The sequence below is a fragment of the Kaistella polysaccharea genome (assembly GCF_020410745.1).
In the GTDB taxonomy this organism is placed as follows: Bacteria; Bacteroidota; Bacteroidia; order Flavobacteriales; family Weeksellaceae; genus Kaistella; species Kaistella polysaccharea.
The window spans coordinates 493,189-517,911 of record NZ_CP084528.1; the positions used below are offsets into that span (position 1 = coordinate 493,189).

17 protein-coding genes are annotated in these 24,723 nt (G+C 35.9%); 9 read left to right on the forward strand and 8 right to left on the reverse strand.

The features are described 5' to 3' along the window. Positions 1 to 174 precede the first annotated feature (174 nt). Together LC814_RS02180 and LC814_RS02185 are read right to left on the reverse strand one after the other, a co-directional pair. Positions 175 to 2,148, reverse strand: a complete 1,974-nt coding sequence (locus LC814_RS02180; protein WP_226064715.1) for a DUF2075 domain-containing protein — start codon at positions 2,146 to 2,148, stop codon at positions 175 to 177. 258 nt (positions 2,149 to 2,406) lie between these two features. Next, positions 2,407 to 2,619, reverse strand: a complete 213-nt coding sequence (locus LC814_RS02185; RefSeq protein WP_226064716.1) for a hypothetical protein — start codon at positions 2,617 to 2,619, stop codon at positions 2,407 to 2,409. 350 nt (positions 2,620 to 2,969) lie between these two features. Between LC814_RS02185 and LC814_RS02190 the strand changes: the two genes are divergently transcribed. Further along, a complete protein-coding gene (locus tag LC814_RS02190) occupies positions 2,970 to 3,620 on the forward strand; it encodes an SOS response-associated peptidase (RefSeq protein ID WP_226064717.1) in 651 nt (216 codons plus the stop codon). A gap of 391 nt (positions 3,621 to 4,011) precedes the next feature. On the opposite strand, the gene LC814_RS02195 is transcribed toward LC814_RS02190, so the two are convergent. The 4 genes from LC814_RS02195 to LC814_RS02210 all read right to left on the reverse strand — a co-directional run bounded on the left by LC814_RS02195 (position 4,012) and on the right by LC814_RS02210 (position 9,891). Beyond that, positions 4,012 to 5,406, reverse strand: a complete 1,395-nt coding sequence (locus LC814_RS02195) for a trimethylamine monooxygenase (protein ID WP_226064718.1) — start codon at positions 5,404 to 5,406, stop codon at positions 4,012 to 4,014. Positions 5,407 to 5,862: 456 nt separating this feature from the next. Beyond that, entirely contained in the window at positions 5,863 to 7,440 is a 1,578-nt protein-coding gene (locus tag LC814_RS02200; RefSeq protein WP_226064719.1) for a glycoside hydrolase family 10-like protein, read from the reverse strand. Between the two features lie 147 nt (positions 7,441 to 7,587). After that, complete coding sequence (gene typA, locus LC814_RS02205) at positions 7,588 to 9,393, reverse strand: translational GTPase TypA (RefSeq protein WP_226064720.1); 1,806 nt, start codon at positions 9,391 to 9,393, stop codon at positions 7,588 to 7,590. A gap of 261 nt (positions 9,394 to 9,654) precedes the next feature. Then, entirely contained in the window at positions 9,655 to 9,891 is a 237-nt protein-coding gene (locus LC814_RS02210) for an HP1242/YdcH family protein (RefSeq protein WP_226064721.1), read from the reverse strand. Between the two features lie 466 nt (positions 9,892 to 10,357). Here LC814_RS02210 and LC814_RS02215 point away from each other — a divergent pair, with 466 nt between their 5' ends. The 7 genes from LC814_RS02215 (at position 10,358) to LC814_RS02245 (ending at position 19,021) form a co-directional block, all read left to right on the forward strand. Further along, positions 10,358 to 10,909: a ferritin gene (locus tag LC814_RS02215; RefSeq protein ID WP_226064722.1), complete on the forward strand. Its 552-nt coding sequence runs from the start codon at positions 10,358 to 10,360 to the stop codon at positions 10,907 to 10,909. A gap of 147 nt (positions 10,910 to 11,056) precedes the next feature. After that, a complete protein-coding gene (gene ychF, locus LC814_RS02220) occupies positions 11,057 to 12,148 on the forward strand; it encodes a redox-regulated ATPase YchF (protein WP_226064723.1) in 1,092 nt (363 codons plus the stop codon). A gap of 121 nt (positions 12,149 to 12,269) precedes the next feature. After that, the gene (locus tag LC814_RS02225) at positions 12,270 to 12,818 is read left to right on the forward strand and encodes an NADPH-dependent FMN reductase (RefSeq protein ID WP_226064724.1); all 549 of its coding nucleotides are present in this window, start codon (positions 12,270 to 12,272) and stop codon (positions 12,816 to 12,818) included. A gap of 123 nt (positions 12,819 to 12,941) precedes the next feature. After that, positions 12,942 to 14,840, forward strand: coding sequence for a DNA topoisomerase IV subunit B (locus LC814_RS02230; RefSeq protein ID WP_226064725.1), 1,899 nt, complete (start codon positions 12,942 to 12,944; stop codon positions 14,838 to 14,840). Between the two features lie 18 nt (positions 14,841 to 14,858). Further along, positions 14,859 to 15,326, forward strand: a complete 468-nt coding sequence (locus LC814_RS02235) for a hypothetical protein (protein ID WP_226064726.1) — start codon at positions 14,859 to 14,861, stop codon at positions 15,324 to 15,326. Positions 15,327 to 15,345: 19 nt separating this feature from the next. Continuing rightward, entirely contained in the window at positions 15,346 to 17,958 is a 2,613-nt protein-coding gene (locus tag LC814_RS02240; RefSeq protein WP_226064727.1) for a DNA gyrase/topoisomerase IV subunit A, read from the forward strand. A 322-nt stretch (positions 17,959 to 18,280) separates the two neighbouring features. Then, positions 18,281 to 19,021, forward strand: a complete 741-nt coding sequence (locus LC814_RS02245; RefSeq protein ID WP_226064728.1) for a DUF3891 family protein — start codon at positions 18,281 to 18,283, stop codon at positions 19,019 to 19,021. 113 nt (positions 19,022 to 19,134) lie between these two features. On the opposite strand, the gene LC814_RS02250 is transcribed toward LC814_RS02245, so the two are convergent. Both LC814_RS02250 and tamL read right to left on the reverse strand, forming a co-directional pair. Beyond that, positions 19,135 to 21,357 (reverse strand): M20/M25/M40 family metallo-hydrolase, encoded by a 2,223-nt coding sequence (locus tag LC814_RS02250; RefSeq protein WP_226064729.1) that lies wholly within the window; start codon positions 21,355 to 21,357, stop codon positions 19,135 to 19,137. Positions 21,358 to 21,426: 69 nt separating this feature from the next. Then, complete coding sequence (gene tamL, locus LC814_RS02255; protein WP_226064730.1) at positions 21,427 to 23,994, reverse strand: translocation and assembly module lipoprotein TamL; 2,568 nt, start codon at positions 23,992 to 23,994, stop codon at positions 21,427 to 21,429. Between tamL and LC814_RS02260 the strand changes: the two genes are divergently transcribed. Next, positions 23,980 to 24,705, forward strand: a complete 726-nt coding sequence (locus LC814_RS02260; protein WP_226064731.1) for an RNA methyltransferase — start codon at positions 23,980 to 23,982, stop codon at positions 24,703 to 24,705. The two genes, tamL and LC814_RS02260, sit on opposite strands and share 15 nt — an antisense overlap. Positions 24,706 to 24,723: the final 18 nt, after the last annotated feature.

Below are 24,723 nucleotides of genomic sequence, written 5' to 3' on the forward strand. Positions count from 1 at the left end.
TGACTTTTTTGCTTTACATTTTAGATGTAAAGAAGGTTATTCAACTGGAGTTTTTGTGCCTGAATTCGATCGGGTGTTCGTCTATGATTGGTGTTGCAAGTTTGTTAGAGCCGTTTACGAAAAGGTAATAATATAAAACTTACGATTTTGTTTCTTCAATTTTACTAATAATCACTACAATATTTTGAAACCAACATTTGAAAGATAATTAAAAGTGTCATCATAAAATTCTGGAAGTCGAGTTTTATCTTCAATATTACCTTCAGGAACTACAATCACCATTCCTTGCCTTGCTCTTGTTAGCAAAACTCGATATGCATTAAGCAAATATTTTTTCCGAGATTCTTTATGAACATTTTGCCATTTAGTCCCAACAAAAGAATAACTTTTCCAACCATCTTTCGAAAATCTTAAATCTCCATCCCAAGTTACACATGCCCAATCTAATTCTAGACCTTGAACCTGAAACTCTGTTGCAACATCCTCTAAATAAAAAGAAGATCTCACGTCATCCTTTCCATCTAAAAACCAATTCACATGATTTATCGGTGTCTTAACATCAATAGCCATCGGTTTTAATCGATATGCTTGAGAAGAAACTACAATTCCATATCGTTCACTTCCACGCGCTTTTTCCTTCAACCAACTTTTTGCTTTATCCAAATTTCGAGTAATAACAATTGGATATTTATCTTGAAGTTCTTTCAAAGTTTCCTTCGCATTTGCATCAATATCTAAAATTTCCTTTATTAATTTTGATAAATATTCTGCTCTAAAAGACCTCATAGAAACAGAAAGATGTAAATCTGGATTGAAAACAACAACACTGTCTTCTTCCAAAGATTTAATTGCTGAAATAGCTGCATATTCACTTTCATATAAATTTGGAGAAATATGAGTTTCCCAGTTTTGAAAATTATTCATTATTGCATGCAACCATTCAGAAATTCCTGCTTCTCCTGTATTTATTTCTTGCCCACCACCAACTAAGCAAATTACAACTGCCCAATCTTGGTGTCTATCTAAACATGAAATTAAAAACTCGGGTTCTGAATATGGAAAATTTGGAAAATTTTTCTTTCTCGCCATAAAGTTTACTGTCTGCTCCTTGGTCCAAGCTCTTTGTGCTTCGTCAAAAATAGCAACATGATCATATGGCGCTTTTTTATCTCTTAAGTATTCATCTCGATAATGATGAATAATTTGTATAAAAGATTTCACACTTTCTCTAGCAACTTTTTTAGTTAATTTCACACCTCTTGTTTTCTCTTGCAAAACTCTATCTCTTACTAAAGCTTCTTGCAAAATATCTACTAAAGGTTTATTTCCAGAAAGAAAGACACTTGAATCTCCCTTACTTTGATCCAAATGTTCCGTTGCAACTTTTAAACCTACTAGTGTTTTTCCAGCTCCTGGAACTCCTGTTACAAAACAAATAATTTTTTTATTTTCATTTTTTGCCAACTTAATGACCTCAGAAATATAACTGGTAGTTTGTTTTAAATTTTTAGCATCAGCATCACTTCTCGTAATTTCATCAACATTATGATTATTGTATAAACTGATAGCTGCCTCAATAATAGTGGGTGTTGGAGAATAACTACCTGCTAAATATGCTTCGTCATCAATCAAATTTTCACTAGAAAAAAAGTTTAAAACTTCAGAAATTACTTGACCTAAATTAGTTGCGTTTGTACTGATCGGATTTACCAAATTATCATCATGACTTGTGGTAATAATTTCCATTGTAGAATTTTTCGCATGAGTTGCTATTAAAATAGGAACAAGCATTAAGTCATGACTTGGTTTATGAAAATTTTTCAAGTCTAATGCATAGTCCCAAACTTGCTCAACATTGTGATTGAGAAAATTTTTCTCACCAACTTTAAATTCTAATACAAAAACAATATTTTGAATGATTAAAAGGCAATCGACCCTTTTACCCATTCGAGGAATAGAAAATTCGAAAAATATCTTTCCAGAATAAGGCTCTAAAATTTCCTTCAATATTTGAATTTGAAATTCCCAAGCGTAAAGTTCAGTATTTATGTGCCCTGTTCTGCTGTTGATAGCAATTTCACCTATTATGGTTTCTGCTGATTTTTTTTTGAAATCGGTAATTTTATCAGAGTAGTAGAAATTCAGCATACAATTATCATAATTTCAAATTAACGATAAAAATATAGAAAATTCAACATAATTAAAAACTAATTAGTATAATCGAAAAAGATTGATTGAGAATTGTAAAATTTAAAACCAAACTCATAAATTGAAATCCGAAATTTGAAACTTTCATATTTACCACAGAAATGTTCGCATATTTGAAAATGGCTGGATTTATATTGGTGCTAGTTATTAAATTAATTACCATAAACGTTAAATAAACAATCTTTTCCTGTAATTAATTTAATACTCTTCGGTATTGTCTATTATTTCAAGATTTGAAACTGAGTAATCTTGGAAAATTTCTTCTGATAATTTTTTACTAAAATCTGAATTTCCAATAAGAATTGTTCTAAAGATTTCAATTCTATCATCAGCTGTTAGTTCATTTAATTTTTCATCATCACGAAAGAATTTTACAAAATCTTCTCTACTTATTTGTTGATAATTTTCCATATTATACTAGGTTTTGCGTGAGGGATTGCAGAGGAAATCCTTTTAGAAAAAAATAAACACCTCAAATATAAAAATCCAACACTATAAGATTTTTTTGACTGCTGTCCAAATCAATACCTTTGTTTGAATTCGCAATCCCGCGCAAAGGATCGCAGCGGCATCCTCCGCGAGCGCCAGCGAGCGGAGATACAGCGGAGAGCCTGACTTGAGCCTGACGATCTTCTTCTAAGGAGAAAACTTTCCAGGCGGGCGAAGGATGCGCCCAAAAAATTCTTACGCGTATAATTTAAATGTACATCCGCTAAGTTTAAAGGCAATTCCCTAAATTTGAATAAACCCTAATCAAAAATATGTGCTACTACGTTTCCAACCAACTCACCCGCAAAGAAATGAAAGATACCTTCGGCGTTACCTACGAAGGACCGGATTTTCAGGGCTCTGAATTTACGAATGGTTTTTCTTACCCGAAAACTCCAATTGTCTTGGACGACAATCCGGATGAAGCTATTTTGGGCGATTGGGGATTAATTCCGGTTTGGGCAAAAGACCGAAATATGCAGAAAAGTACGCTGAATGCCAGAATAGAAACTTTGGTGGAAAAACCCAGTTTCAGAGATTCAGTGTCCAACCGATGTCTGGTTTTGGTCAAAGGTTTTTATGAATGGAAATGGCTGGATTCTAAAGGAAAGAAGAAAGAGAAATATTTTATTCATCTTGATAATGGCGAGGAACCTTTTGCCTTGGGTGGAATTTACAATATCTGGACCGATGAAGAAACGGAGGAAACCCTCACCAGTTTTTCAATTGTAACTTCCAACGCGAACGAACTCATGGCCGAAATTCACAATACAAAAGACCGAATGCCTTTGGTCCTATCAAAAGAAGCGGAAGAAGCCTGGCTTTCTGATCGATCTATCGACAATTTTGCTTTCCCAAATTACAGTCCGGACCTGATCGCCATCAACCTGGATGTGGCTGGGTCGCAACCGACTTTGTTTTAGGAGGGAATTAGAGGTCAGAAGTAAGAAGTATGAAGTAAGAGGTCAGATGTAAGAAGTAAGAGGTCAGAAGTAAGAGGTCAGAAGTAAGAAGGAAGAAGTCAGAAGGAAGAAGTATGAAGTATGAAGTCAGAGGTCAGAGGTCAGAGGTGAGAAGTCAGAAGGAAGAAGTATGAAGGAAGAAGGAAGAAGGAAGAAGTAAGAAGTAAGAAGTAAGAAGTCAGAAGTAAGAAGTCAGAAGTAAGAGGTCAGAAGTTAGAGGTAGGAGGTCAGAGGTCGAGATTCACAATTCATAATTTAAAATTTAAAATTTAAAATTTCCGAGTTGAAGAGTTGTACCAGCAAAAACCCCTAAGCTGAGCTCAAGGGTTTTTTGAATTTGTAAAATTGAAATTTAAAGTCGTTCGGGAATCATTTCTTCTTCCTCGGCTTCGAAAAGATAGCGTTCCTTGCTGTCATCCAACTCATCCATCCAGTCGGTGTGATGTTCCGCGGCCATGGTTCCGGTCACCACACTTTGATAGGTTTTATCGCGGTAGGTGAGGATATTGTCGTCTTTATCCTGCAGCCACTCCTTAAACATTTCAGCTACTTTATCCAGATTAAAATGCGGATAATCAGAGTGCGCCAACAAATCTTTAATATAATCGGTCTGGAAATCTACATTTTCCCAACTCGTTTTCAGTTGATCATTTCGCTCCAACCATTTATTAATATCAACTCGTCTTTCGCCTTCAGAAGGAAGTTCTAAACGGTTTATCATAAAGTCCCGCGCCACCCAAGCCTGCGTATCAAACATGTTGAAGGTGTAATACTGATCATGCATTCCCAGATAGATCAGTTGCGGCAGATCATTGAAGAATATGCCTTTGTATAAATTATCCGGGTATAAATTATTCTTGGTTTTTAAACGAAGTTCGTCTGGCAAGAATGGGAATTTGTGCTGGTAACCTGTACACATAATCACCGCGTCGTAATCTTCGCTCGTGCCATCTTTAAAGTACGCCGTGTCGCCATCGAAATGCGTAACTAAAGGAACTTCTTTTACGCCTTCCGGCCAGTCGTGCCCAATAGGATTGCTTCTGTAACTGAGTGTAACCGCTTTCGCGCCATGTTTGTAACATTGAATTCCGATATCTTCCGCGGAATAACTGCTCCCGATCAATAGGAGTTTGCGGTCTCTAAACTGATCCGCTCCCCGGAAATCGTGTGCATGCATTACGTTTCCACTAAAGGTTTCAATTCCTTTAAAGTAAGGCATATTGGGCGTTGAGAAATGTCCAGAAGCCACGACTAAATAATCGAACTCTTCTGAATAAGTTTTATTAATTTTTAAATCATCCAGAACAACAGTGAATTTCTGGGTGTCTTCATCATAACTCACCCAACGAACCGTGGTATCGAAGCGAATATAATCCCGAGCGCCACTTTTTTTAATCCGACCTTCGATATAATCAAAAAGTACAGGTCGCGGTGGATAAGAAGAAATGGGTTTTTTAAAGTGGTCATCAAAAGAATAATCGGAAAATTCCAGACATTCTTTCGGACCATTGGACCAAAGATATTTGTACATACTGCCATGAATAGGCTCGCCATATTTCCCTACACCCGTTCTCCAGGAATAATTCCACATACCGCCCCAATTACTCTGCTTTTCAAAACAAATGATTTCGGGCATATTTTCACCTTGATCTTTCAAGGCTTCAAAAGCTCGAATTTGCGCCAAACCACTTGGGCCTGCACCAATAATACCGATACGTTTGTTTTGTAAATTGTCTTTGTTTTTCATGAAAAATATTTAAAAGTTAAATAAGAATCCCACTTAAAAAAGTGTATTCTTTTAAATTAATGTGCCTGTGAAATTTTCTGCGAATTGCAGAAGATTGAGTATTGAACTCAATGTTGGATTTTAATTGAAAATATCAATGAATTGACTATCCAACGAATATTATAATAAGCAATAACGCTAAAATAGGGGTTTTTTTCCGTAATTCCAAATTTTGAGAACTTTTAAAGTATTGAAAAAAGTGGAGATTAACAATTTCAGCGGATTTAATGGCTTAGAATTACAAACGTTGACATTTAAAAATAATTGAAAAACCAGAAAAAGACTACTTTCAAAATAATTCGGATTATTAGTCAAAAATATTAATCTATAGAAAAGTACATTTACTTCATCTTGAAATTTATTTATAAAAAAATCCTGAAAATATTTCAGGATTCGTTGATTGATAAGTCGGTATTTCTAATTGATTTTTTTCGCTTCATATTCACTTTCATTTCCCAAACGGTCTACCGATTTCACGGCAATGGTGTTGAGTTTTTTTCCATTTTGAATTAAAGGAATATTTCGGGTAATAAGATCTTTTTCTAAAATTTCAGTTTCCCAGGTTTCGCCATATTTCAGGTATAAAATCCATTGGAATACACTTGGCGAGTCGCTTGCGTTCCATTTTATCTTTGCTAAATTACCGCCAGTTTCTACAAAAAGAATGGGTTTGTTTAAAGGTTTTGTTTTGATCCACGGTGTTTCAGGGATCAAAGCCGGTGTTTGATAGGCACTTTTCACCGCATTGTACATGGCAGTACTTTTAGATAAACCATCAACACTGTAATGAATGGTGCCGGCAGAGTTTTTTAAAATGTTTCTCGTAGAATTGATTTGACTTACAATTTCACTCGGCCGATCTGCAACATCACGAAGTCCGATGGTATTTAAACCCGGCCAAAGATGGCGTTTTTGTGTATTTTCACTTTCCCACCATTTGAGAAGAGCGGGGAAACTTTGCGGACCGTCATTTTTCCAGTAGAGTTGGGGCGAAAAATAATCTAGCCAACCTTGGTTCAACCATAATTTCGCATCGGCATACAATTCATCATACTGCGAAGATCCTTTGATTCCTTCCGGAAAACCCGGTTTCCAAATTCCAAAAGGACTAATTCCAAACTGTACGTAACTTTTTTCAGCTTTAATTTCATCGTGAATTCTTTTGATAAATTTATTCACATTTGCACGTCGCCAATCAGCACGGGAAAGGTTTCCACCTGATTTTTGATAAATATTCCACGTTCTGTTGTCCGGGAAATCTTTGCCGCCATTATATTCTCGATAAGGATAAAAATAATCATCAATGTGAATAGCATCAATATCATATCTTTTTACCAAATCCTTGATGACTTTGGAGGTGTGATCTTGCGTCGCTTCATCGGATGGATCCATCCAATACATTCCATTTTTGAGTTTGATGATTTGGTCCGGCATTTTCTTCACGATAGATTCGCTATTGATCGGTCCGCCAGTTGTATGGTGTGCGCGGTACGGATTTAACCAAACATGCAATTCCATTCCGCGTTGGTGCGCTTCTTTAATCCAAAATTCCAAAGGATCATAAAATGGAGTAGGAGCTTTGCCAATTTCTCCTGTTAAAAAATAAGACCAGGGCTCCAGATCACTGTTATACATGGCATCTGCAGACGGACGTGCCTGAAAAATCACCGCATTGAAATTGGCATCTTTCAACAAATCCAGAATTTTTATGGCTTCGTCTTTCTGTTGTTGGGTCGATAAATTGTTCTTTGATGGCCAGTTGATATTGGCGACTGTAGCAATCCAGGCAGCGCGAAATTCGCGGTTAACCTTAGGAAGATTTAAGTTGGAAACAGGTTTCTCCGTTTCCGTTTTTGGAAGGGAAGGTTTAGTGACTGGTTTTGTGGTCGTTGGTTTTTTAGTGCTTTTGGAGACCGGCTTTTTTGCGGTACACGAAACAACTAATAAAAGAAATAGAAAAAGGGCAGAAATTACTTTGACAAAAGTGGAACTCATAGATAGAATTTGAATAGAAAAAATTTTTAGAAAAACATCAAGGGCAAATATATTAAAAGCTTCCTGAAAAATAGAGTGGTATTAGGGCAAAAAAAAATCTTTAAAGTATTTCTACTTTAAAGATTTTTTATATTAAATCAAATCTACTTATGCTTTCGCGCCTCTTTCGATTCTTTTTCTTTCATCTTCTGACAAAACTTTCTTACGCATTCTGATAAAGTTAGGTGTTACCTCGATCGCTTCATCTTCCTGGATGTATTCCATACATTCTTCTAATGAGAAAAGTTGTTTTGGAGCGATGTTACCATCTTTATCTTTTCCAGAAGCACGCATGTTGTTCAACTGTTTCGCTTCCACGATATTTACAACCAAATCTCCCGGCTTGTTTTGCTCACCGATGATCATTCCTGCGTAAATTTCTTCACCTGGATCAACAAAGAACTTGCCTCGATCCTGTAATTTTGCGATAGAATATTCAGTTGCCGGTCCTTGACCTTTACTGATCAATACTCCAACCGATCTACCTGGAATCGCACCTTTGAAAGGTTTGTAATCTGTAAAACGGTGAGCCATAATCGCTTCACCTGCAGTTGCTGTCAACATTTGAGAACGCAATCCGATCAAACCTCTGGAAGGGATTTCGAATTCTAAATGTTGCATTTCACCTTTAGTTTCCATGATGTGTAAATCACCTTTTCTTTGTGTCGCCAAGTCGATTACTCGGGAAGCATATTCTTCCGGTACATCAACTACCATCGATTCATAAGGCTCACATTTAACACCATCGATTTCTCTGATGATTACTTGTGGCTGACCAATGGTCATTTCATAACCTTCTCTTCTCATCGTTTCGATCAAAACAGAAAGGTGAAGAATCCCACGTCCGAATACTAAAAACGTATTGGCATCTTCGGTTGGTTCAACTCTAAGTGCTAAGTTTTTCTCTAACTCTTTCATCAACCTTTCTTTCAGGTGATTTGAAGTTACATATTTACCATCTTTTCCGAAGAAAGGTGAGTTGTTAATGGAGAATGTCATGTTCAAAGTTGGCTCATCAATCGCTGTTCTTGGCAATGGATCTGGATTTTCAAGATCTACAAATGAATCTCCAATTTGAAATTTGTCGAATCCTACGATCGCACAAATATCTCCAGCTTTTACTTCCTGAACTTTCTTTTTTCCAAGACCTTCAAAAACGTATAATTCTTTAACTTTTCCTCTAATAATTTTGCCATCTTCCTGAGCAAGACCAATCCATTCTGATTCTTTTACAGTACCTTGATTGATTTTCCCGATTGCAATTCTCCCCAAGAAAGAAGAGAAATCCAAGGAAACGATTTGCATTCTCAATGGTCCTTCTTTAGCTTCTGGAGCCGGAACGTGTTCCAAAATTCCATCTAATAAAGGAAAAATATTTTCTGTTTGTTCTAATGAGGTGTTAAACCAACCTTGTTTAGAAGATCCGTAGAATGTTGGGAAATCCAATTGTTCTTCGGTCGCATTTAAGTTAAAGAATAAATCGAAAACTTGATCATGAACTTCATCCGGACGACAGTTTGGTTTATCAACTTTATTGATCACAACAACTGGTCTCAAACCAAGTTCTAAAGCTTTCTGAAGCACGAAACGCGTTTGCGGCATTGGTCCTTCAAAAGCATCTACTAAAAGTAAAACACCATCTGCCATTTTCAAAACTCTTTCTACTTCACCACCGAAATCGGCGTGACCAGGAGTATCGATTACATTAATTTTGGTGTCTTTGTAGGTTACCGAAATATTTTTTGATAAAATGGTAATTCCTCTCTCACGTTCCAAATCATTGTTGTCCATGATAAGGTCACCTGACTCTTGATTTTCACGGAAAACACTGGTAGCGTGAATGATTTTGTCAACCAAAGTCGTTTTCCCGTGGTCAACGTGCGCAATAATTGCGATATTTCTAATGTTTTGCATATTCGTTTTTTGACCGTGCAAAAGTAATCTTTTTTCGGGAAATATGTTTATAAGTTTTTGAATTTAATAAATTTTTATGTTAATTTTTGGTGAAAGTTTAATATCTTTTGAATACAATGCCGTTTTTCTGACTTATTCTAATCAATCATATTATATTCCAGACGTTGTCATTTTCTTTAATTTGATGAATTTTTCTAAAATGGTTCCAAATAAAAAAGAGACTATGAAGTCTCTTATGATATGGTCTGATAAATATTTATTTTAAACCTCTTTTAAATAGGTGTACAGGTTGTCTTTTAAATGGACTCTTTTTTTACGAAGTTCAGTTAAGTGCTCATCAGTCGTATGATTTTGTTCGCCGTCTTCGTAATGCTGAATGAGCGCGTTTACTTCTTCATAGTTTACATACATTTTTCTGAAAACATCGTCCTTCAATTTATATTCGGTAATCTTAGACTGCAATTCGGGAAACTCTAGGGTAAGACTGTGATTTTCCATGACTTTAAATATTTAAATTTTAATACATTAAAGTTACTCAAAAACTTCTTAGTTTTTTTTTAAAAAATCAGTTTTTTAACCACCGAAAGCCTGACATTAATCATACAAAAGTATATTTGGATCAACTTTATTAATTTGAACAGTAATACTTCCAGGTCCTTTTTTTACAAATAAAATTGCGGGTCGATTCAGCTGATTCAATTTGAGTAACCTGCAATCGTTGTTGTATAAATTTTTCAGTAAAAATATTGGTGAGCGATTGCTCCAAAATAAATATGAGTTTCGGTTTAAAGGAAGACAAGTAAAATTACTTAATTATTAATTATTCGCAGTAATTTCAGTAATGTTTATGTGACAAGTACTAAAAATTAAGATATTGTACAAATCAGGAATTTCTTCAGTATACTCATATTTATAATTAGGAATCATTCTTGCTGTAAATTATTCACATTTAAATCTTTAAATTATGGACACAAAAAGACTTTCTTCTTCCCTCGAAGAAGCACTAAGCACCCAAATGAATGTTGAACTTTCCCAATCACACACCTATTTATCTTATGGAATCTGGGCGACCGATAAAGGTTATGGTGGAATAGGAAATTTTCTTTTCCGGCACTCTCTTGAAGAAAGAAATCACGCAATAAAATTCATGCAGTATATTTTAAACAGAGGTGGTAAACCCACGGTCACAGCTTTGGGGGCGCCAGCTCCCGATCCTCAAAGTTTACAGAATTGTTTTAATCAGGTTTTTAAACATGAAGTTGATAATACCGAGAAAATCTACAATTTGGTGAACATGGCGATGGAAGAAAAAGATTGGGCGACCTGGAATTTCCTGCAATGGTTCGTAAAAGAACAGATCGAAGAAGAAACTTTAGCCATGGATCTTATCGACAAATTAAAAATTGCGGGTGGAGACAGAGCTACCGACGAATCATTATTTAATTTAGATAAAGATTTAGGTGCCGCAGAAGATGACGCGGAACTTGCGAGAAACGCAACATCAGAAAATCCGTAAAATTTATTTTATATTCTCCCAAAATCTGCTTTTATAAAGGCAGATTTTTTTCTGGAATTACTCAGCCAAAAACTTTATCTTTGCACACTTGTAAATTAATAACTTAAAAGTCATTTAAACATCAATTTTAACCTTTGAACTAAAGATATGAAATGTGGAATCGTAGGTTTGCCCAATGTAGGTAAATCAACCCTTTTTAATTGTTTAAGCAATGCCAAAGCGCAGTCTGCCAATTATCCTTTCTGTACCATCGAACCGAATATTGGAACCGTTTCTGTACCTGATGAACGTTTGTTTATATTAGAAAAGTTAGTGAAACCAGAACGCGTTTTACCAGCAGTAGTAGAAATCGTGGATATCGCTGGTTTGGTAAAAGGAGCCAGCAAAGGAGAAGGTTTAGGAAATAAATTTTTGGCAAACATCAGAGAATGCGAAGCGATTATTCATGTGTTGAGATGTTTTGAAGACGGGAATATAATTCACGTTGAAGGAACGGTTGATCCCATCAGAGATAAAGAAATCATCGACATTGAACTTCAGTTGAAAGATATTGAGACTTTAGCAAAGGCGGTTGAAAAAGCGAAGAAATTCATTAAATCTGGCAAAAAAGATGATGTGATGACTTACGAAACACTTTTGAAACTTCAGAAATTTGTGGAAGAAGGACAAAATGCCCGTGAATTTCCGATGGATGATTTTTCAACTCCCATTATTTCCGAAGTTCAACTTTTGACCAATAAACCTGTTTTGTATGTTTGTAATGTGGATGAAAATTCCATTAAGAACGGAAACGAATGGATCGCTAAAATCGAAGAGATGGCGACAAAGGAAAATGCAGAAGTTGTAGTTTTAGCAGCTCAAATTGAAGCCGATATTAATGAGTTAGAAACTTTCGAAGAACGCGAAATGTTTTTAGACGAATTAGGACTCACAGAACCGGGCGTAAATCGCCTGATACGAAAAGCCTACGATTTATTGCATTTACAAACTTATTTTACGGCTGGAGTTAAAGAAGTTCGCGCCTGGACAATTGGTAAAGGCTGGACTGCGCCACAAGCAGCTGGTGTCATTCATACCGATTTCGAAAAAGGATTTATTCGTGCAGAAGTCATTAAATATGAAGATTTCGTAAATCTCGGTTCCGAAGCGAAAGTGAAAGAAGCCGGAAAACTTTCCGTAGAAGGTAAAGAATATATCGTTCAAGATGGCGACATGATGAATTTTAGATTTAATGTTTAGAAATTATAAATATTAGAAATAGTATACAAAGCGGACTTCGGTTCGCTTTTTTTGTGATAAAAATTTCGAAGTTGGACTTTTGTATTTATAATTTTTATGTAAATTGGGGTCAAATTATTTTATGGAAATTAAAAAAGTAGCAGTTATAGTAGGAAGTTTACGTAAAGAATCCTTTAATCGAAAAGTGGCCAACGAAATGATTCGTTTGGCTCCGGAAGGTTTGGAACTTAATATTGTTGAAATTAAAGATCTTACCTTTTTCAGTGAAGATATTGAAAACGATCCGCCACAAGAATGGCTAAATTTTAAGCAAAAAATATCAGATTCCGATGCAGTAATATTTGTTTCGCCAGAATACAACCGAACAATTCCAGGCGTGCTGAAAAATGCCATGGAAATCGGTGCGCGCCCACCGAAACTAAATTCCTGGAAAGGTAAACCTGGTGCCGTAGTAACTGTTTCTCCTGGTGCTATTGGCGGTTTGGGAAGTAATCAAACCATAAGAATCGCTGCATCTAACGTACATATTTCGGTAATGGCTCAACCTGAAGCATACATCGGGGGAATTAAAGATAAATTGCTAGAAGATGGCGTAACTGTTGACGAAAAAACCGAAAAATTCCTGGTTACTTTCTTAGAAGCCTTTAAAGCCTGGACAGAAAAATTTTAGCTTTAAGGCAGGTTATTTTTTGAAAGCGGAGCAGTTTTAAAACTTTTCCACAAAATTTTTAAAATTGCTTTGCTTTCCCTATTTTTGTGAGTTGCCGAAAATGAGGCACTTTCCCGATAAAACATGAGCGACAATACGGTAGTAAATTATTCCGAAGACAATATTAGAACCCTCGACTGGCAGGAGCATATCCGAATTCGTCCGGGAATGTATATTGGTAAATTGGGCGACGGTTCTTCAGCTGACGACGGAATCTATATTTTACTTAAAGAAATCATCGATAATTCTATCGATGAATTTGTCATGAAATCCGGTAAGCGAATCGAGATAAAAATAGACGAAGGTAAAGCGACAGTTCGTGATTACGGCCGCGGAATTCCTCTGGGTAAAGTAGTTGACGCCGTTTCGAAAATGAATACGGGTGGTAAATATGATTCTAAAGCTTTTAAGAAATCCGTCGGTTTAAATGGAGTAGGTTCTAAAGCGGTGAATGCGCTTTCAGAATTTTTCCGAGTAAAATCTATTCGCGACGGCAGAGTAAAAATTGCAGAATTTTCTAAAGGTTTAATTACCGAAGATTTTCAAGAAGCAGAATCTACCGACCGAAACGGAACGGAGATTACTTTCGTTCCCGATACGACTATTTTTACCCATTTTAAATTTCGGAAAGAGTACATCGAAAAGATGTTGAAAAATTATTGCTACCTGAACCCAGGTTTGAAAATAGTTTTCAACGGTGAAACGTATTTCTCGGAAAACGGATTGCGTGATTTACTGCAGGAGGAAATTGAAGGTGAAATTATATATCCGATAATTCATTTAAAAGACGAGGATATTGAAGTCGCCATTACCCATTCCGACAAGTCACAGTCTGAAACGTATTTTTCATTTGTGAACGGACAAAATACCACTCAAGGTGGAACGCACTTGAATTCCTTCCGTGAAGCGTATGTGAAAACGATTCGGGAATATTTTGGTAAAAACTTTGAGGCTGCAGACATTCGGAAATCAATTATTGCAGCGGTTTCAATTAAAGTGATTGAACCCGTTTTTGAATCTCAGACCAAAACCAAATTAGGTTCTAATGAAATGGAGCCCGGAAAAGAAACGGTACGTACATTTATTACTAATTTCTTAAAGAATAAACTGGATAATTATCTGCATCAGAATTCTGAAATTGCAGATGCGATTTATCGGAAAATTATAATTTCTGAACGTGAACGTAAAGAACTATCGGGAATTCAGAAACTGGCGCGGGAAAGGGCAAAAAAAGTTTCTCTTCATAACAAAAAGTTGCGGGACTGCCGTCAGCATTATAACGATCAGAAAGCTTTAAGAAAAGGAGATTCCATGATTTTTATAACAGAGGGTGATTCTGCCTCGGGTTCTATTACGAAATCCAGAGATGTAGAAACGCAAGCTGTCTTTTCATTGAAGGGAAAACCATTAAACTGTTACGGACTTACGAAAAGAGTCGTGTACGAAAATGAAGAATTTAATCTTCTGCAGGCTGCCCTAAATATCGAAGATTCTTTGGAAGATTTGCGCTACAACCACGTGATTATTGCGACAGATGCCGATGTTGATGGAATGCACATTAGATTGTTAATGATTACTTTCTTTCTTCAGTTTTTCCCTGATTTAATAAAAAACGGACATCTTTATATTTTGCAGACGCCATTATTCCGTGTTCGAAATAAAAAGGAAACGCGCTATTGTTATTCTGAGGTAGAACGTTTGAAAGCGTTAGAAGATTTAGGAAAGAATCCCGAAATTACGCGTTTTAAAGGTTTAGGAGAAATATCACCAGATGAATTTAAACATTTCATTGGCAAAGATATTCGTCTGGAGCCCGTGGTTTTAGGAAAAGATCAGACGATCGAGCAGATACTTGAATTTTATATGGGTAAAAATACACCAGATCGGCAGACATTTATTCTGCAAAACCTGGTCGTAGAAAGTCCAGATATCGATAAAAAAGAAATGATTACGGAAGTCGAAGTTGAAGTCGACATTGAATGATAAAAGCAACAGCTTACAATGAGGTTAAATAACAGAAACAAGGCAGGTTATTTTCAGTTTTTAAGTATTTTAGTCGCAATGATTTTGGCTGGCGGGATCATAGCGTTTTTTCTGGAGAGAAATTTTTACGATCTTATGGATTCTAGCGCCATACTCTTACTCATAGTACCACTCATCATCGCTCTTATTTTTTATTTAAGAGGCAACCAGATTTTCGAATATGACAGTGATGGCGAAGCGTTGCATTTCAGAAGTAAAAATGTAGTTTTTTTTCTGGATAAAACGACCAATGATGAATTCCCCAAGTATAAATTGCTGAATTATGAAATTGTAAATATGTTATTTTTAAAGAGACTTTATATTACCATCAGCAGTAAAAAAAACAAGTCGATGATTTTAAAATATGACATCTCTTACTTGTCGGGGAAAGAATTAGCAGATTTAAATTCATCTCTTAAAAATGTCCTTCACAACAACAAAGAATAAAGAGCGCGAACGCTAAAAAATGGATGAAAATAACACGCACCACGAAGAATCTCTGCGAAAAGTAAGTGGCTTATATAAAGACTGGTTTTTAGATTATGCCTCTTATGTGATTTTGGACCGCGCGATTCCTTCTATTTTTGATGGTTTTAAACCGGTGCAACGTCGTATTATGCATTCCATGCGAGAGCTGGAAGATGGCCGATATAACAAGGTTGCCAACGTGGTGGGAAATACGATGAAGTACCATCCACATGGTGATGCCTCGATTACGGACGCAATGGTTCAGTTGGGTCAGAAAGAATTATTAATCGATACTCAGGGAAACTGGGGAAATATTTATACTGGAGATTCTGCAGCCGCCGCCCGATATATTGAAGCGCGATTAACTCCCTTTGCATTAGAAGTTGTTTTTAATGCGAAAACCACACACTGGGCAAAATCTTACGACGGGCGAAATAATGAACCCGTTGATTTACCCGTAAAATTTCCGTTGCTTTTAGCGCAAGGTGTTGAAGGAATTGGAGTTGGTTTGTCGACGAAGATTATGCCCCACAATTTCAATGAACTCATCGATGCATCTATCGCGCATTTGAAGGGCAAGAAATTTCAAATATTTCCAGATTTTCTGACTGGCGGAATGCTCGATATTTCCAACTATAATGATGGTGAACGTGGTGGTAGAATTCGTGCCCGCGCAAGAATTATTCAAAAGGATAAAAATACGCTTTGCATTACCGAATTGCCTTTTGGTAAAAATACGGGAGATCTCATAGATTCGATTATTAAAGCAAACGAAAAAGGAAAGATTAAAATCAAGAAAATTGAGGATAATACATCGGATACGGTAGAGATCAATATTCACGTAAATAACGATGTTTCTCCCGATAAAACAATTGATGCGCTTTACGCCTTTACAGATTGCGAAATTCCCATTTCTCCAAATGCCTGTGTGATTGTTGGTAATAAACCCATGTTCCTCACGGTTTCCGAAATTTTACGTCAGAATACAGATCATACCGTTTCTTTGCTCAAAAAAGAATTGCAGATTGAACTTCATGAGCTGCAGGAAAACTGGCATTTCAGCTCGTTGGAACGAATTTTTATTGAAAACCGGATTTACCACGATATTGAAGAAGTTAAATCTTGGGATAAAGTTATCGCAACCATTGATAATGGTTTGAAACCACATACAACTGATCTTTTAAGAGCCGTAACAGAGGAAGATATTTTAAGATTAACAGAAATTCGTATTAAGAGAATTTCTCGTTTTGATCTTGATAAATTCAAAGAAAATATCGTCGCATTGGAAGGGAAAATTGAGCAGGTTAAATATAATTTGGAACATCTCATTCCGTATGCGATTGCTTACTATACCAATATTCAGAAAAAATACGGGAAAGGAAAAGAGCGAAAAACAGAACTGCGTATTTTCGATACCATCGATGCCAGTAAGGTTGCAGTGGCCAATGAAAAATTCTATGTAAATAGGGAAGAAGGATTTGTTGGAACTTCGCTGCGGAAAGATGAATATTTATTTGATTGTTCAGATATTGATGATATCATTACTTTTCAGAAAGATGGAACCATGAAAGTGGTTAAAGTAGAAGCGAAAACTTTTATCGGGAAAAACATCGAACATGTCGCGGTGTGGAAGAAAAATGATAAACGTACCGTGTACAATATGATTTATCGTGAAAGCAAAGACGGCCCGTACTACATGAAAAGATTTTCAGTTACTGGCGTTACGCGAAATACTGATTATAAATTAGCTTCTGATAAAAAAGGCGCCGAAATGCTCTATTTTTCCGCAAATCCGAATGGTGAAGCGGAAAAAGTTTCAGTTCTACTCAAATCAAATGCAAGAGTTCGCAAAAGTAAGATTGATATTGATTTTTCTGAATTAGCCATAAAAGGTCGCGATTCAAAAGGTAATCTGGTCACCAAATATCCGGTAAAGAAAGTTGATTTAAAAGAGGAAGGTCATTCCACATTGGCACCGCGGAAAATTTGGTTTGATGATACTGTTCGTCGATTAAACGCTGATGCAAGAGGTACCTTACTTGGTACTTTTAAAGGTGATGATAAAATTTTAACGATCAATTCACAGGGAGAAGCAAAGCTGGTCAGTTTCGATCTAAGCAACCGATTTGATGGTGATTATTTGGTTTTTGAAAAATGGAAACCGGAACAGGCAATTACGTGTATTTATTTTGACGGAGAAAAACAGATTTATTTTATAAAAAGATTTCTGCTCGAGAACACCACAAATGTGCAGTATTTTATGCCGTCTGATCATCCTAAATCTTTTATTGAAAACATTATAGTCGCAAATCAGGCGACAGCGGAAATAATTTTTGCGAAAGAAAAAGGAAAAGAGCGGGAATCGGAAACGATTAATATCGACGAATTTATAACCATTAAAGGCATTAAAGCCCTTGGTAATCAATTTATTAAAGATAAGGTAAAAGCCATAAATATTACCATTCCTGAAATAGCGGAAGAAATAAATGAAGGTTTTGATGTTGTAGAAACGACGGAAGGTCACATCAGTTTCATCGATGAAGATGTAAAAGATCAGGATTTTCCGGAGGAAGGAACGATTGGGGATTTGTTTGAGTTTCCGGAAGAGTAATTTTCAGAGCAATTAGCTTTAAGCTAATATTTTTTAAAACCCAATAAATTACGAATGCTTTCTCGGCATAAAATAGTTAAAATCTCAGTAATATTTCTACAATTATAGCGCTATAGATCAACCGTGTCAGGAATATAATTCTTGACACGGTTTTTTAATAATGATTTAAACCGCAGTTATTTATTTCTATAGAATCACCTTTTTGATAGGATTATTAACCTGAATTAAATTTATTTTTTTGATAGCATTACATTGGTAAAAATATTGATGAAGAATAATGGCTTGCAAAAGTGTTTCCATTAACAAATTAAAAAATCCTATTATGATCGTTGCATCTCATCAAAAAGGCTGGAAAATTATTAATCAGCGCTCGCACGGTCTCCTTGCCGCCATGTTAGCGTATGAATATGATATTGATCTTCCGATTGATATTATGGTTCCCACACTTATTGCAATTGCAGAACACGACGACGGTGCCGCAGAAACTTTACAAAATAAAAATCTTACCGAGGCTGGTGCGCCAAGACATTTTATGGTCGGTGACGAAGCAAATAAAACTGAACTGAAGCAGAAGATAAATGTGATGGAAATCGCGACCGCTAAAAGTCAGTTAAACGCTTTGCTTACTTCGATGCACTTGAATTTTATTTTTGGAAATGATAGCGATGGGAAGGATAAGAAGTTAGAGACTTTTTTAAAAGACCAAGAAAAAAATCGGAAAGAAATTCTAAAACGTTTAAATATCGATAAAAAATATGCGGATAATATTTATCGATTTGTAGAATGGTGTGACGCCTTTTCGTTGCTGATTTGTATGGATAAAATTCAACCTGAAGGGCGAAAGATGGAAATTTCTAAAAGTCCGGACGGTGATATGAACCAAACTTATTACAAGTCTGAAAATGTAATTACGGTTGAACCTTGGGTATTTAAAAGTGACAATTTTAAAGTATTTTACGAATATAAAATTATTGAACAGTTAAAATTTAAATCCATCCAAGAGTTTAATGCGATCTGTGAAAAAACAGTGGTGCAAAGACAAGAATTTACTTTTTCAAAATAACTTTAAAATCTTTTTAGAATAAACTGTGTTTATTTTTTAGTCAAATCGAAAATCCCCATCAAGCTTTAAAAGGTCGACAAGTTTCCTTTAAAATAGCTCTTAAACTTTTTTTATCAAAATTTTACTTTTAAGATTATTTCCTTACCATCACGCAAAACTGTTACTGGAAGTTCTTCCCCCGAATTTATTTTGGCAAGACATTCCATATAAGAATACACTTCTTTAATTTCACAAGTTCCAATTTTGGTTAAAACGTCACCAGCAATCATTCCAGCATTTGAACCCGGACGATTTTCCGTGACACCATCGATATGAAGTCCGTCTTTGGTATCAGCATAACTCGGCATAATTCCTAAAGTCACTTTATATTTTGGAACCGATTTACTTTCAGACATTTTAGTTTTGGTGAACGGAATTTTCTCATTTCGTGATAAAGCATCGACTAAACCAAAAACGTAAGTTGTGATCATTCTCACGCCGTTAAAATTAATTTTATCGGTATCATCAGTCGGTTTATGGTAATCGCTGTGGTTTCCGGTAAACATAAATAACACCGGAATATTCTTTAAATAAAAACTGGTATGATCAGATGGTCCCACACCTGAACTGTCTATTGCCAAGTTTATTGCAGCAGGTTTAAAGCGATGAATATAATCTGGAAAAAGAGGAGAAGTTCCCACGCCACCCACGGACAAATCTTTATCTTTATTTAACCGACCAATCATATCTAAATTAATCATTAAATCGATTTTCGTTCCTTTGGGCAAATGATCAGCCATGAATTTTGAACCCATCAAGCCATCCTCTTCACCCGAGAAAAGAGCAAAAATATAATTGGCATTTTCCTGAGATTTATTTTGAGAAAACATTCTGGCTAATTCTAAAACTGCGGAAACTCCAGACGCATTATCATCTGCACCGTTATGAATTTGTCCGTCAGAGTTCATCAAAGTAGAGTTGTGGTGTTCATTTAAACCAAGATGGTCGTAATGTGCGCCGATGACGATTGTTTTTGTAGCATGATTATCCAAATATCCGATGACGTTACGGGCATTTATTTGTATAGACGACCCATCTTCGTGCGGATTTAGTTTTACAGAATATTCAAAAGGCTGGATAAAATTTTTGCCGACAAATGGTTTCAACTTCAGTTTTGTAAATTCCTGTGCGATATATTCTGAAGCTTTCTTTTCGCCCAGACTTCCGGCTAATCTGCCTTGCAAATCATCGGAGGCCAGAAAAGAAATGTGATTTTTCAAATTTTGTTCAGAAACATTTTCAGCAATATCCGTTTCAACCCAATCTGCAATAAAAACATTGGTTTCGTTCGGTTTATCACCATTTCGATTGCTGGCAAACACAAGCTTTTTCCCGTCTGGTGAAAACATTGGGAAGGCATTGAACATACTTTCATACGTTACTTGTCTTAAATTATTTCCATCAAGATCTACCGAATAAATTTGAAAATCGTAACCACGGGTTGAGTGATGATTAGAGGAAAATAAAATCTTTTTATCAGAGGGATGGAAATAAGGCGACCAATTTGCTTTTCCTAAATGAGTAACTTGTTTTAAATTACTTCCATCAATGTTCATGGTATAAATTTCCATTTCCGTTGGCGCCACCAAATTTTGCGCGAGTAAATCTTTATAATCTTTAATCGCTTCAGGACTTGTAGGTCTAGACGAACGGAAAACCAATTTTTTAGAATCGTGAGAAAAGAAAGCTCCACCATCATATCCTAATCCGGAAGTTAATTGCTTTAAATTTTTTCCATCAATATCCATTCGCCAAAGTTCCAAGTCGCCAGTTCTGTTCGAGGTAAATGCAATATATTTTCCATTGGGAGAAACTACGGCTTCTGCATCATAACCGGGAGAATCAGTTAGTTTTTTGACAATTTTACCGTTTAAGTCAGCAATGTAAATATCGAACTCAGAATATACTGGCCACAGGTATTTTCCGTCTGCACGAGGTGCCGGTTTTGCGGGACATTCTTTATTTGCTTCAAAAGTAGAGGCGTAGAGAATGTGTTTGCCATCAGGCATAAAAAACGAACAGGTTGTTCTGCCTTCACCATTAGAAACCATTTTCAAATCTTTGGTACCAATATTTTTTTTGGTTAGATCTAAAAGATAAATCTGATCGCAATGTGCGCCAATTAAAGGATTGGTGACCTGCATGGTTAATTTATTTCCATCAGGTGAAAAATACGCTTCAGCATTATCACCACCAAAAGTCAGTTTTCGGATGTTTTGAAGATTACTTTCCTGGGAAAAAAGAAAAGCTGACGCACTCAAGAATGCAATTTTGAAAATAGATTTTGACCAATTCATAGGAAGAAGTTTTTGTACACTAACAAATATAAGTAAATAAAAAATCGCAGAATTACTGCGATTTAAATATTAGAATGGGTATCCGAAAGCAAAATTGAGGACCGGTTTCAGCGGTTGCCATTTGCTGATGACCCAGCGGTCGCCCATTGGTTTATTTGGATCATATACCTTGTAAGCCGCGTCTAACCGAAGCGTAATGTAAGCCACATTTATACGAATTCCTACACCAGTACCCACGCCCATTTGAGAAATAAATTTATTGAATTTAAAATCATCTCCAAATCCATTATCTTTCAAACTCCAAATATTTCCCGCATCTACGAAAGCAGCGCCTTCAAACATATCGGTGAACGGAACACGATATTCCACATTTGTAGTTAGCTTTACATTATCCATAATATAAGCGCGTACTTTCTCATCCAACTGAGAATCCGCAGGTCCTAAACCACCGAAAACGCGCCAGGCCCGAATGTCATTAGAACCCCCGTTAAAATACGAACGTACAAAAGGCATTGTGTTCGAATTGCCGTAAGGGATTCCTACCCCAACAAATTGACGAAGCGCCAAAGTATGCTTGTCATTGAAAAAACTAAAATATTTTCTGACATCAAAATCAAACTTCACGAACTGTGAAAAAGGAATATTAAATATTTTTTTTGTGGGTTCAGATATGACGCCATCTGCTTTTTGATTTTTTGTAAACAAGTCGAAGGCATTCCCTGCTACTTCAAATTTTGCATTGACATAAAAAGGATTTCGACGGTCTTTTTTACCGATTTCATTGTATACAAAATTATAAATCATCGATGAAATTAGAATATTCTGCGTTTGCCGATCCTTATTTATTAAGGACTGACGGAAGGTATTAAAACCCCCTAATTCATCGCCAGACAAAGAATCTTGAAAGTTTTGATCAGCTAAAATAATTGATGAAAGTTCATCAGATGTTATTCTGCCAGCAGTAAAATCTTCATAACGTGACGGAGAATACAATTTAAAAATATCATTTCTTATTTCACCGTCGCGCGGAAAATAGTCATAATAACGTTCTTTATTTCTGGTAAAACTTAACTGCGTGTTGAAGATGGAAAGTCGATGAGAAACAATATCATTCACATTGGCAAAATAATTCAAGCTTCCATTAAAACCTACACGACCTAAACCTATATTATTTTGAATGCTGGTTCCTAAAATTACGGACGACGTAGGTGAGTAGCGTTTTGGAATTAATTTCCAGGTTTTGAACGGCATTAGCAAACGCGGAACATTCAGTGAAGCCTGCGCTGAAACTTCATACGCTAAAGCCCGTTTATCTGTATTTTTTGAACTTACTACTGAACCGAAAATCCCAGAAAGACTGGTCGTAAGGTTTTCTGCACCTCCAAAAACATTACGTGTCGTAAGATCCACAGAAGGTGAAATACCGAAATTCAAAATTTGAGAATAATTAATATCGGTGGCAATTTTAAGATCAAATTTTGGGAGTGGTGCAAGATAATAACTCACATCTAAAACACTGTCATTTTCCTTTTGAAGTATTTCATCATATTTAATAATGCTGAAGTTATTCATTGAAGAAATATTTCTTTTGGTAAGATCTAAATTTTTCTGATCGTATATTTCTCCTTTCTTCAGAATTATTGGTCTCCACAGTGACATGGTCTTGTACTGATCGTCTAGTTTATAAAAATTAATTCCAAACAAGGAGTCTCTTTCAGTTTCTGCAGTATCTGCCACTTTTTCTAAAATATGAACTTTAATATCACCAATGGTTGTCAGTTTATAAGGCGAATCTGTACTGTCTTTATGAATATCCATCGTCAATGGAACATCTTTCCGGCTTTGTAAAGTGTCTGCGGTAAAATATATATCTTCGTTGGAGTTGTTAAATTTATAGTACCCGGTGCTTTTCATCAAATCATTGATTCTTTTCACTTCTTTCTCCAACACGTCCTGATCTAAGATGTCTTTACCCCGAATAAGACTTTTGGTGAGATTTCGCTCATAGATATTTTTAATTGCAGGATCTGGAATATTGTAATAATAGTCGCTGATATAAGTTGGATCTCTGTGCGTGATTAAATAATTAACCTCTGCTTTCTTCGCGGCAGAATCAAGGTCATGGCTAAATTTTACACTTGTATCCCAATATCCCCGGTAAACTAAATATTTTCTAATTGAATTGGCACTTTGTTCGGTTCGTCCCTGATCCAGAATTACAGGAGGTTGCCCAATATTTTGCAGAAACCTTTCAAAGAAAAGACTTTTACCGATATACTCAGGATGATTAAATTTCACAAAAAGGGAGTCTCGAAGTTTTTGATCTCTAACTTCATTAGGATACGTCATATATTCTGCCAATATAGAATCGTATTTAGGATCGGTAGCATTATAGAGCCACAAGCCGAGCGGCAGAATAAACAGCTGTTTTTTATTCGGTTTTTGACCTACATGACTTGGAACTTCATCCTCATGAACTTTACCATCTTCATAGCGGTAATTATTTTTAGTCAAAAGATATTCGCCGTCGGGTACCTTTTTCGTCGTACTGCAGGCGTACAAAAAAAGTACAGTGATTGCAGATGCGAAAAATAAGTAATACTTTTGAAAATATTTTGATAAATGCTTACTGCTCATAAAATAAAAATTTTTCAATCTCTTGATAAGAGGAAGTTCAGACAAAAATACAATTTGTTTTTGGTTGAAGGGAATAAAACCATTAAAGAAATACCTACATCTAAGTTTAAAATTCAGGAGGTATTTTCGGTCGATCCATCAGCTCTTACATTAGATGCGAAAGCTTCAGAAATAAGTGCGGCTGAGCTAAAAAAAATTAGTTTTCTACAAAATCCGAAAGATTCCGTCGCGGTATGTGAGATTCTTGAAAATATTGAACTGCCGCAGACCGGCGTTCAGTTGGTTTTAGATGGAATACAAGATCCAGGAAATCTGGGTACAATTATCCGACTTGCCGATTGGTTTGGTATTTCCCAGATTATTTGTAGTGAAGATACTGCAGATTTTTATAATCCCAAAGTCATACAGGCAAGTATGGGTTCATTTTTACGCGTAAATATTGTTTATACAGATCTAGAATTGTATCTAAAAAAAAGTACTTTCGATATCATCGGCACTGATATGCAAGGGGAGGATTTATATTCTTATCAATTTCCGGAAAAATTCAACTTGGTTTTAGGTAACGAAGGAAATGGAATGAGAGATACGACAGAAAAATTTCTTACCAATAGAATTACGATCCCGAGATTTGGGAAATCGCAGTCTACTGAAAGTCTAAATGTAGCAATGTCTGCAGGAATAATTTTAGGTCAAATTTTTGGCAAAAAATAAAGCCGATAAGACGACTTT